The sequence below is a fragment of the Herminiimonas sp. CN genome (assembly GCF_000622895.1).
Classification (GTDB): domain Bacteria; phylum Pseudomonadota; class Gammaproteobacteria; order Burkholderiales; family Burkholderiaceae_D; genus AVCC01.
This window is the reverse complement of sequence record NZ_AVCC01000015.1, coordinates 44,148-55,060: the sequence shown is the minus strand read 5'-3', so window position 1 is coordinate 55,060 and position 10,913 is coordinate 44,148. Positions and strand designations below refer to the sequence as shown.

The window sequence follows — 10,913 nt, the reverse complement described above, 5'->3', positions numbered from 1 at the left end:
TCGTGCGCTTTTTTTGGCGTCGTCAGCGACGATGATGAGTCGCCATCGGTTCGGCTACTTAGAACGTATGTTTCACGCCCAGGTTGAACGCCTTGTCGCCAGTGCCGGCTTCAGTGTTGTTGCCGACCGTGTAGCCAGCGCCGTTCTTGTTGCTGATCCGGGCGTAGCTGGAGTACAGGCTGGTGCGCTTCGACAGCGCATAGGTGTAGCCGAGAGCCCATTGGTCAGCATCCTGATTCAAGCCGGTTTTGTCGTCCTTGCGGATGTACGAAGCCAGGATGGTGCTGGCGCCGAACGGCACGGCGACACCCAGCAGCAGATCACTGCTGTCGGTCGATGCCTTCGGCGCAATGATTGCACCGTACGGATTGGCAGTGTTTGGCAGTGGCGCACTGTTTGTGCCCTTGTCGACACCGTATGCCAGGAATGCTTTTGCCACGCCGAAGTCATAGTTGGCTGCCAGCAGGGTATTTCTGCCGATGTCGTTGGTTTTGACGGTTAGCGTATCGTTGTTGCGGTTGTTATAGGCGAGGCGGACATTCAACGGGCCGTTCGCATAAGCAACCGCTGCGCCGAACTGACGGCTGGCAGAATTGGAATTGGCTACTTCGCCCAGGCTATACGCAACTTCGCCGCTGAACCCGCTGAAGTTCGGCGACGCATAGGCGATGGTATTGCTGGTGCGCGTCTCGGCGCCGGCGGTCGGCAACAGATTCTTGGCGCTGCCGGCATAGCCTGCACCGAACGGGTCGGCGACCTGGCTGATGGTGTTGTACAGCGGCGTGTACTGACGGCCCAGCGTCACTGCGCCGGCACTGACGCTCTTCAGGCCGACGAAAGCCTGGCGGCTGAAGATGCCGGAGGAATCGGTTTCGCCGGTATCAACTTTGACCGCAGATTCAATCACAAAATTAGCCGACAGACCGCCGCCGAGATCTTCGCTACCCTTGAAGCCGAGGCGCGAGGCAGACGCCACGCCACTGGTCAATTTGGTGACGGAACCGTCCTTACCGCCGCGTTCGCTGACGATACCGGCATCCATAGTCCCATAGACGGTGACGGCCGATTGCGCCGAAGCGATGCCCGAAAAGGCACCCAGAACTGCGATTGCGACTAGCGATTTTTTCATTACTTTTCCCTGATAGTGAGTTGTTTTTTAATCCGTCGAGCCGAAGGCACGACTATCGTCCGGCCCGGATGTTGCGCGTTACAGCAGAGCAGGCAGGTTAACATCGGTGCCTTGAGACGAGAACGAATAAATCCGCATTTGCATATCTGAAAATTGATTCGAAGCGTCCAATACGACCGGATGCGAAGTCGGCCGGTGAAGGTCAACAAGGCACGACTGTAGCGGGACAATATGACAATACGATGAATTTCAGAAATATTTCACCTGCAGAATCGCAAGCGACAACGCCCGATAACAGCGTCACAAGGCCGAGGCTGCGGCATGGCATCTCGGAATTGCATCTCGCGCCGAGATGGCCGATGCACGATTGCCGCAGGAACAGTCCAACGTTGTCCCAACGCAACTCAAATACAATCAGACCGGAATTCTCGAATCGCTCGTGAAAAAGCTGCTTCGTGCAGTTGCCCGCTGGAAAATGTAGTGCTGCATAAAGATGCTTCACATGCAAATCCAGAATCGCACATCCAATCGCCAACACGGAACCAGGCACACCTATGATGACTCCGAGCGCACAGCTTGCCGAAACAAACAATCTCCAGCGCGAACTGGACAAAAACCTCCCATTGCGGCACAAACTTTCCCTCGTCCATGAGGCGCTCAAGCACCACTGCGATCTGATTCACCGGGTTGCGGTCGCCCTGTACGATCCGAACACCGACCATGTTTCCACCTTTCTTTACAGCAGCAAGGAGGACACGCCGCTCTTCAATTATTCGGTCAAGCTATCGGAAGTGCGCTCGCTCTGGGACATCGCACAGCACGGCGCACCGCGCATCATCAACAATCTGACCGCGCTGGCACAGCGAAAAAGCCGGCACACGCAGATGGTGCTGGCCCAGGGCTACCAGTCCAGCCTGACCCAACCGCTGTATCACAACGGCAGCCTTTTGGGCTTTCTCTTTTTCAACTCATATCAAAAAGACATCTTTACCGGCAGATTGCCGCACTTGATCGACCTGTTTAGTCAAGTGATCGCGGCCATGGTCATCAAGGAAACCAGCCTGGCCCGCACCATTGCCGCTGCGATCCGCACGACGCAGAACATCACCAGCCATAAGGATGAAGAAACCGGCGCGCATCTGGGGCGGATGTCGCACTACGCGCGCCTGATCGCCACCATGCTGGCAAAACGACATGGATTCAGCGATGAGTACATCGAATACATATTGCTGTTTTCACCGATGCACGATATCGGGAAGATTGCCATTCCCGATAGCATCCTTTCCAAACCGGGCAAGCTCACCGCCGCAGAGTTTGAAGTGGTCAAGCGGCACACCGCGATTGGCCTGGAAATCATCAACAACATGGCCAAAGAGTTTTCCTTCGAAGATTTTCCGCATATCCAGATGTTGCGCAACATCGTTGAAATGCATCACGAGACGATGGATGGCAGCGGCTACCCGAATGGCGTACGCGGAGAGCAGATTCCGATTGAAGCGCGCATCTGCGCAGTGGCCGATATTTTCGACGCCCTGACCAGCCAGCGCTGCTACAAGCCGGCCTGGAGCAATGAAAAGGCATTCTCGGCATTACGGGAAATGGCTCGCACCAAGCTCGATAGCGAATGCGTCGAGGCCCTGATCGGGAATCCTGAAAAAATCAGGGAAATTCAGGCGGATTTTGCCGAAGTCGGCGGTGACGACCAACCTTGCGCCGGCGCGGAAGAACCCGCCATCCTGAACGCAGCATAAAAAAACCGCACGCCACTGCAATCGCTTGCCTGGATGCGGTTTGTCGAAATTCATATCGCCGAACACATCTTGTTTGTCTCGATAAATATACTCCAAACAAAAATATAAAAACGCGTAGTTTACGCACATATTTGCTGCGGTAAAAAAATATACATACCAGGCGTATATTTTACAGGATCAAAACCGAGCACCCGCTTGCAGGCGCTCAAGCCATCGGCTTCAATCCGCCACCATTACCGCCATTAATTCGCCAGCGCCAATCTCTTTGCTTGCGTGTTCCTGTCGTTCTTTTTCGCGCTGGCATTCCGCTGGGCAGGCACGATCGCCTCGCCGGCGGTCAGTTTGAAAGCGCTCACCAGTTGCGATAAATTGACTGCCTGCTCTTGCATGGTGCCGGCCGCCGCTGCCGCCTGCTCGACCAGCGCGGCATTTTGCTGGGTGATTTCATCGAGCTGGGTAATTGCCTGATTGACTTGCTCGATGCCGGCGCTTTGCTCCAGGCTGGAGGAGGAAATTTCGCTCATGATCGCGGCCGCCCGCTTGACCGAATCGACAATCTCGGTCATCGTCTTGCCGGCGTCGTCCACCAGCTTGCTGCCGGCCTCGACCTTTTCTACCGAATCGCCGATCAGGACCTTGATTTCCCTGGCGGCACCAGCGCTGCGTTGCGCCAGGCCGCGCACTTCTGCCGCAACCACGGCGAAGCCGCGGCCCTGCTCACCGGCGCGGGCTGCTTCCACCGCTGCGTTGAGCGCAAGAATATTGGTCTGGAATGCAATGCCGTCGATCACAGTAATGATGTCGACAATCTTCCGCGAGCTTTCCGTAATCGAACCCATGGTATTGACGACCTGGTCCACCGCCAGTCCGCCTTTCACGGCGATCGCCGAGGTGGAGATGACCAGCTTGCTGGCCTCCTGCGCATTGTCGGCATTCTGCTTGACGGTGGAGGTCAGTTCCTCCATGGCGGAAGCCGTTTCTTCCAGCCTGGAAGCCTGCGATTCGGTGCGTACCGACAAATCGGCATTGCCGGTGGCAATTTCATTGGCACCGACATTGACCATGCCGGTCGATTGCTTGATCTGACCGATCATCAGCTTCATATTGATTTGCAAAATGCGCAGTGACTGTATGACTCTGGCCAGCTCATCATCGCCCTGCGCCACGATCTTGCCAGACAGGTCGCCCGAACTCATGCATTCAATGTCCTGTAATGCAATTTTCAGCGGCGAGAGAATACTCTGCTGCAGGGCCAAGCCGAAAACCACTGCCAGGATGGCGCCTGACATCGCGCTTGCGATCAACCATCCCCCTTGCTGCAAGCCGCTGCCCTGCATCAGCCAGGCCAGCATGGCAGTGGCTGCAAACAAGAATGCCAGTACGCCGAATGCCACCGATATCTTGGTGCTGATGGAAAAATTCCGGAACGCATGCAAAAAACCGAAGGTGGAACGCGGCACCGCATTGCCTTCACGAATCTGAAACGACGCGTCACCAGACTGGATCAGGCGGTAAACCTCGCCTGCGGCATTGACCTGATCTCTCGACGGCTTGACGCGGGTGGAGGTGTAGCCGACCACCTTGCCGTTTTCAATCAGCGGTGCCGTATTGGCTTCGACCCAGTAAAAGTCGCCGTTCTTGCACCGGTTTTTCACCACACCGGTCCACGCCTTGCCGCTTTTGAGCGTGCGCCACAAATCCTCAAAAGCTTCCACCGGCATATCCGGATGGCGCACGATATTATGCGGCGCACCCAACAGCTCCTCCTCGGAAAATCCGCAGACACGGACAAAGTCCTGATTAACGTAGGTAATCTTGCCCTTCATGTCCGTTTTGGAAACGATTATTTCCGAATCAAGCAAGACATGTTCCCTATTTGTAACAGGAATATTGTTTCGCATTTGTTCTCCAAGCTGTTGATAATTGATAACTTATGGCGTCGAAAGTGCGTCGTAAAATGTGCCAAAAAAGGGGAAGCATGTTAAACAGCCAGCGCCCAAAAACTGGCAATCATGAACAAATCAAATGCCTGAAGGGAATGTTATTCTGCTTGCGTTGGGGTAACGTTGGTGACATCCTTGGCGCATTTTGTGATACTGCATGCAACGTTTTGCTGACAGAGTGGGATTTTCTTCCGCCGCGATTGACGCATATCCGGCGCTTTGATGCCGACACCAGGCTGCTTGACGCTTCAACACCACTGAACGAACTTCATGTCCGTCTTATTTCATTTAAAAACATTTGGCAATTTCGCACTGACAGAAGCTGCAACCGGCACGCGCCTGCCGATACCGGCCGGCAAGGCGCAAGCACTACTGACTTATCTGGCGTTGCACCAGGAACCGGCCACACGCGAATGGCTGGCTGATTTTCTCTGGCCAGAATTGCCGGCGGACGCCGGGCGGTTCAACCTGCGCCATACTTTTTTCCATTTGCGCCGCCTGTGCGGGGATGCCTTATTCCATCAGAACCGACATCAAATTGGTATCGCCCGCGGCCGTTTAAGGGTCGATGCGCTGCTGCTGTTAGGCATGACGCGCACTGATATGAATAACGCCATCGATCTGGCTGCCTGTGAAGCACTGATTGAAGCCTGCCAGGAGAGTTTTCTGCCCGGTTTCTGGCTGCCTGATTGTGACGACTTTGAGACATGGCTGGACCATACCCGCCAGTCCCTGTTGCGGCAACAGGTAAGCTTGCTGGAAACGCTGGCCGAACAAAGGGTACTCGACGGCCATCCGGAGTTGGGGATTCACCATGCCCGGCGCTTGACGCATTTGATGCCGTATGACGATGGCGCGCGCCGGCGCCTGATGCGCTACCTGATAGATACGCGATGCACCACCGCGGCACTGGCTGAATTTGAACATTTCGCGGCGCTTCTAGCCCGGGAAATCGGCGCGCAACCGGAGGAAGAAACCCGGCGTTTGTCGCAAACCGCGCGCACTGCAGCCACGGCAGGCCAGGCAACAATGCCCGCGAACGAGAAAAAAATGCCGCAGGAAAAAGAGTGGCGCATCGCAACCGCCCTGTACTGCGAACGCGCCGAGACCTGCGACGGCAGCGCCACCCACCCGGCTGAGTATGATGCGATGGAAGACGGCTATCCCGAATCCGTCACTGCCGCATTCCAATTGGTGGTGACGGAGCACGGAGGATTGGTGATTCCGGCGCCATCCGGCGGCTTGCTGGCTTATTTCGGTTATCCGGTTGCGTTGGAGCGCGCACCGGCGGCCGCGATTACTGCCGGGCTGGCGCTGTCAGCCGCGTTCGCCGGCAGCGGCTTGCAGTTTCGCTTCGGCGCCCACTTGGGCCGTACCTTGTGCGATCAGGAGCGCCCCGATATTTCAGGCGAAATGGCGCGCGTGGTACAGCGCATCTGCCTGGTGGCCGAACCCGGCCAGCTTGTCGTCAATGCCACGCTGCCGGAAGCGCAAAGCCGCTTTCACATGGTCTCGCTTGGCAGCCATGTTTTCCGCGGATTGTCGCGCACCTTCCATCTATACCGTGTCGAGAGGGGTGCCCCGGCACAACCGATTGCCGTCATCATAGGCCGCGAATATGAACAGGGCATGCTGAATTCAGCCCTGACCAGCGCTCTGTCAGGCGACAGCGTCTGTTTCGGCTTGCAGGGCGAGGCCGGCATGGGAAAAACCACCCTGGCTGCTGCGCTGGGAAATCAGGCATTGCAGGCAGGCGCCTTCGTAATCAAGCTGCACTGTGCATCGAATCTGGACAGCACGCCGCTGTACCCGGTCCGAGCCTGGCTGCGCGAGCATTTTGGCTTGCCGCACACAGGGCCTGAATTGATTGAACCGCTGATTGCCGCGCTGGCAAAAGTTGGCTGCAGCATGAATGCAGCCCAGCTTGGCTTATTGTTTGCCCTGCCAATCAACGGCGATGCATCCGATTCAGCGCACGCTGCCGGGCGCGAAGATCTGCTCTCCAGCCTGCTGCGTTTGCTGGCCAAACTGGCAACCATGGCACCGGTAATGATCATCGTCGATGACATGCACTGGATCGACCCCTCTACGCTGGAACTGATTAACCGCGCGCACCAGGCCCGGCACCAGCGCACGCTGCTGTTGCTGACCTCGCGCATTGCGTTCGAGACGGCGGCAAAACCGGACCAGTGCATGACCCTCGGCCCGCTGACCCAGGTTGCCGCGTCCGAACTGGCGCAACTCACCGCCAGGCCCGGTACCCATGCCCAGCGCATTGCGGAATGGGTGGCAAAGGCAGAAGGGTCACCCTTCTTTTTGCGGGAGTTGGCGCACAGTGAAGGAGGAATTCCAGCCAACGTGCATGCCGCACTGCAAGCACGGCTGGATCAGCTTGGCACTGCCAAGCGGGTAGCGCAAATGGCTGCGGTATTAGGGCGCAAGGTCAGGCTGGACGAAGTCGCCACGCTATGCCAGTTGGCACCAGAGCATTGCGCGCTGCGGTTGCAAAAGCTGGTGGACGCTTCCGTATTGATGAATATGGCCGGAACCGATATGCAGGTTTTCCGCCATGCGCTGATGCAAGAGGCCGCTTATCGCTCGCTGGTAACAGCTGACCGGCAGCAATCCCATCTGGCGGCGGCGCTCCTGCTGACGGCAACCCCGGAACGGTACCGGCCGGAGCAGATCGCTTATCACTATCAGCAGGCAGCTACATGGGGTCCGGCGGCGCACTGGTTACTTCTGGCCGGCAACCGTTATGCGCAACTCGGCGCCAACCGCGAAGCGCTGACCCATTTGGCGGCCGGCATCGAGGCCGCCGGGCGCTTGCCGCCCGACGACGATCAACGCCACAATCTGTCAGCGCAACTGAAACTGGCCCGCATCGTCCCGCTGGTGGCGCTGCATGGCTATGGCGCACCGGAGCCGCATGAGGCGGTTGCTGATTTGCATCGACTGGCACCGCAACTGCTCAGCGTAGCAGCGCGTTTCAAACTGAAATGGGGCGCCTGGTGCGGCGCCAGCAGCGCGGAAAATTACCAGGCTGCACTCCCGATTGCCGACGAATTGATGCAACTGGCACATGAAGCGGACGATGATGCGCTGGCCGATTACGCTACTTACGCGCGCGGTTCGGTGGAATTCTGGCAAGGCCGCCTGGCGCAAGCCAGCCGCACCCTGGCAAATATCCACCAGCCACCGGCAGCCGAGATACAGCGCGCGCTGCACAAGGATCTGTGGGATAACGTCTGGGTCAACGCACTTGCCTTCGAGTCCTGGATTGCGTGGCTACGCGGCCAGCCCATGCAAGCCCGGCGACTGATCGGCCAATCCAGCGCATTGGCCGATATGCTGGGCGATCCCGCACCGATTGCGTTTTCACTGGTGTTTAAATTGGAGCTGGCACGGCTGGCCATGGATTTCGCCACCGTGGAAAAAACATGCCGGGAGCTGACGGAAATTTCGCATAAAAATGATTTCACCTTTTGGTGCATTGTCGCAGCTGCATACGATGGATGGCTGCTCGCACGCGATAGCGACAACGGTGGCGCGAAGATCTCGATCAATGCGGCGCACCAAGTCGGCCAGGCCATGCCTAGCCTGGCTTCCATTTTTCACATGATTGCCGCCGAAGCATTGCTGTTCGGCGCGCAATTCGAAGCAAGCGCCGAACAACTGGCTGCCGCCCAAGCATCCATGGCGCGACACGGCGAACGTTATCTGATGGCCGAATGCGAACGCCTGCTTGGCTACGTCCGTTACCGGCAGGGCAACGCGACGGCGGCCATCATGCATCTGGAAGCGGCGCTGGCGCTGGCGCAGGAACAAGGCGCGATCATGCTGCTTGCGCGCATCGAGCATTTGCAGCAGGCCGTGCTGTCGAACACCCAAATTGATCTGTATACGTCGCACATCGCGTCACAAAAATGACGTCGCGCCGGACTGGATAGAAATCACGAATATCGACGGGTATTTTTTAATATCGCCTGTATACATGCGTTAATTGCATGATTTTTCAGCATACTGCCTACTTAAAAAATTACGCAGCGATGCTGGACTTGGCCAGTTTTTACTGCTGCCGACATTACTCGGGAGTCGCAAAAAATGCCTGTGCCACGTTCAGCTCGCGGGTACGCTTGAACGATGGCAAGCTTTGCCAGATGCGCTTGCCATACGGTTTTGAAATCAGGCGCGGATCGCAGATCATCAGCACCCCGCGATCAGCCTCGTCGCGGATCAGGCGGCCGGCGCCCTGTTTCAGCGTGATGATGGCTTCCGGCAACTGGTGATGCATGAAGCCGTTCATTCCTTTCTTCTCCATCACTTCGATCCGGGCCGCCAAAACCGGATCGTCCGGCGGCGAAAACGGTAATTTATCGATGATCACCAGCGACAACGCCTCGCCGCGCACATCGACCCCTTCCCAGAAGCTCTGACTACCGATCAGGACTGCATTGCCGGCGGCACGAAAGCGCTCCAGCAGTTCGGTGCGCCCGGCCTCGCCCTGCACCAGCAGCGGAAACGGCAGCTGGCGCTGCTCGAACTCGGCCCGCAAGCGTTCCGCCGCGCGCTTGACGGCCCGGATGGTGGTGCACAGCAGGAAGCTGCGACCGCCCGCGGCCTCGATCAGCGGCAAGGCGGCATCGATCACCGCGTCGGTGTAGTCGGGCGAATTCGGCTGCGGCATCTGGTGCGGCACATACAGCAAACCTTGCTGCCCATAATCGAACGGACTCGGCCAGGTTTGTGCCGGCGCATTCCCCAGCCCCATTTGCGAGGCGTAATGGTTGAAATCGTTCTTCACCGCCAGCGTAGCCGAGGTGAAGATCCAGGCACGCGGCACGCCTTCGCGCTGCTTGTTGAAGATCGGTGCAATCGACAGCGGCGTGCGATGCAGCTGCAACGACGACGAAAACGCCTCCACCCACAACACGCACTCCTGGCCGTCGCCGGATTTGTCATCGGCAGTGGCGGCCCCTGCCACGGTCGGCGCATTCCATTGATCGAGCCTGGTGCCGAGTTCGATTGCGCGGGTGCGGCATTGCTCGATGGTGTCGGCGCGCTCGGCCTGGCTTTCCAGAGTCTGGATCATCGCGCGAAACTCCTTGCGCAAGGTTTTCAGCGCCGGAAAGAATGCCGAGGATGCGGCAATCTGGCTCACCGAGAAGCGCACGAAATCCTGCGGAAACGCCAACCGCAGATCGCGCGCCGCACGCTCCACCGGCATCACGACCTTGGCCCACTCGGCGCCGTCGCGCGCATGCGACAAGCCTTCAGCCAGTACGTCGCGGCACAATTCGAGCACTTGCGAAGTCGAAATAGTCTCGCCGAAAAACAGCGTTGCAGTGTCCGGCAGTTGATGCGCCTCGTCGAAGATGATGGTATTGGCCGACGGCAGCAGCTCGGCCACACCGGTGTCTTTCAGCGCGACATCGGCGAAGAACAGGTGATGATTGACCACTACCACATCCGCCTGCTGCGCCTCCTTGCGCGCCTTCATGACGAAGCAATCCTGGTAATACTGGCATTCGGCGCCCATGCAGGTGTCGCGGGTGGAGGTGACCAGATTCCAGATCAGCGCGGTCTCCGGCACTTGCGCCAGTTCCGCCTTGTCGCCGGACTGGGTGGTTTTCATGAAGCGCGAAATGGCGCGCAAGTAGCCGATATCGTCGCGCGAGGTCAGGCGGCCATTTTCCAGCGTGCGTTCCAGATGGTAATGGCAGACATAATTGGCACGCCCCTTGAGCAGTGCCACCGACACCGGCACATTGAGAGCGCGGCGCACGGTCGGAATGTCACGCTGGAAAAGCTGATCCTGCAGGTTCTTGGTGCCGGTCGAGACGATCACCTTGCCACCCCACAACAGCGCTGGCACTAGATAAGCAAAGGTCTTGCCGGTGCCGGTGCCGGCTTCGGCGATCAGGGTGGCTTGGCCGGCGATCGCACCGGCAATCGCTTTCGCCATCTCGGTCTGCGACTGCCGCGCACGAAAACCGCCGACCTCCTGCCCCAGGCGCCCACCAGGGCCGAAAAGCTGATCGATTTCGGCATCATGCATGCCCTGCTGTTGTGCTGCGGAAGAGTCTTCAG

The 10,913-nt window shown here is 58.0% G+C and carries 5 protein-coding genes; 2 read left to right on the top strand and 3 right to left on the bottom strand.

The window, feature by feature from the left end; translation table 11 throughout:
• Positions 1-58: 58 nt before the first annotated feature.
• On the bottom strand, positions 59-1,129 hold the full coding sequence (locus HMCN_RS0105490) for a porin (protein ID WP_025916432.1): 1,071 nt from the start codon (positions 1,127-1,129) through the stop codon (positions 59-61).
• Positions 1,130-1,683: 554 nt separating this feature from the next.
• Here HMCN_RS0105490 and HMCN_RS0105480 point away from each other — a divergent pair.
• Positions 1,684-2,880: an HD domain-containing phosphohydrolase gene (locus HMCN_RS0105480; RefSeq protein ID WP_202962648.1), complete on the top strand. Its 1,197-nt coding sequence runs from the start codon at positions 1,684-1,686 to the stop codon at positions 2,878-2,880.
• 242 nt (positions 2,881-3,122) lie between these two features.
• On the opposite strand, the gene HMCN_RS0105475 is transcribed toward HMCN_RS0105480, so the two are convergent.
• Entirely contained in the window at positions 3,123-4,781 is a 1,659-nt protein-coding gene (locus tag HMCN_RS0105475; protein WP_025916430.1) for a PAS domain-containing methyl-accepting chemotaxis protein, read from the bottom strand.
• 312 nt (positions 4,782-5,093) lie between these two features.
• Between HMCN_RS0105475 and HMCN_RS0105470 the strand changes: the two genes are divergently transcribed.
• Entirely contained in the window at positions 5,094-8,753 is a 3,660-nt protein-coding gene (locus tag HMCN_RS0105470) for an AAA family ATPase (protein WP_025916429.1), read from the top strand.
• Positions 8,754-8,907: 154 nt separating this feature from the next.
• Here HMCN_RS0105470 and HMCN_RS0105465 read toward each other — a convergent pair whose 3' ends face one another.
• The gene (locus tag HMCN_RS0105465; protein ID WP_051566799.1) at positions 8,908-10,881 is read right to left on the bottom strand and encodes an ATP-dependent DNA helicase; all 1,974 of its coding nucleotides are present in this window, start codon (positions 10,879-10,881) and stop codon (positions 8,908-8,910) included.
• Positions 10,882-10,913 lie beyond the last annotated feature (32 nt).

What these genes read in the sequence shown, in the direction of transcription:
- HMCN_RS0105490 (WP_025916432.1), bottom strand. Translation starts at nt 1,129, where the DNA reads ATGAAAAAATCGCTAGTCGCAATCGCAGTTCTGGGTGCCTTTTCGGGC.
- HMCN_RS0105480 (WP_202962648.1), top strand. Translation starts at nt 1,684, where the DNA reads ATGATGACTCCGAGCGCACAGCTTGCCGAAACAAACAATCTCCAGCGC.
- HMCN_RS0105475 (WP_025916430.1), bottom strand. Translation starts at nt 4,781, where the DNA reads ATGCGAAACAATATTCCTGTTACAAATAGGGAACATGTCTTGCTTGAT.
- HMCN_RS0105470 (WP_025916429.1), top strand. Translation starts at nt 5,094, where the DNA reads ATGTCCGTCTTATTTCATTTAAAAACATTTGGCAATTTCGCACTGACA.
- HMCN_RS0105465 (WP_051566799.1), bottom strand. Translation starts at nt 10,881, where the DNA reads ATGCATGATGCCGAAATCGATCAGCTTTTCGGCCCTGGTGGGCGCCTG.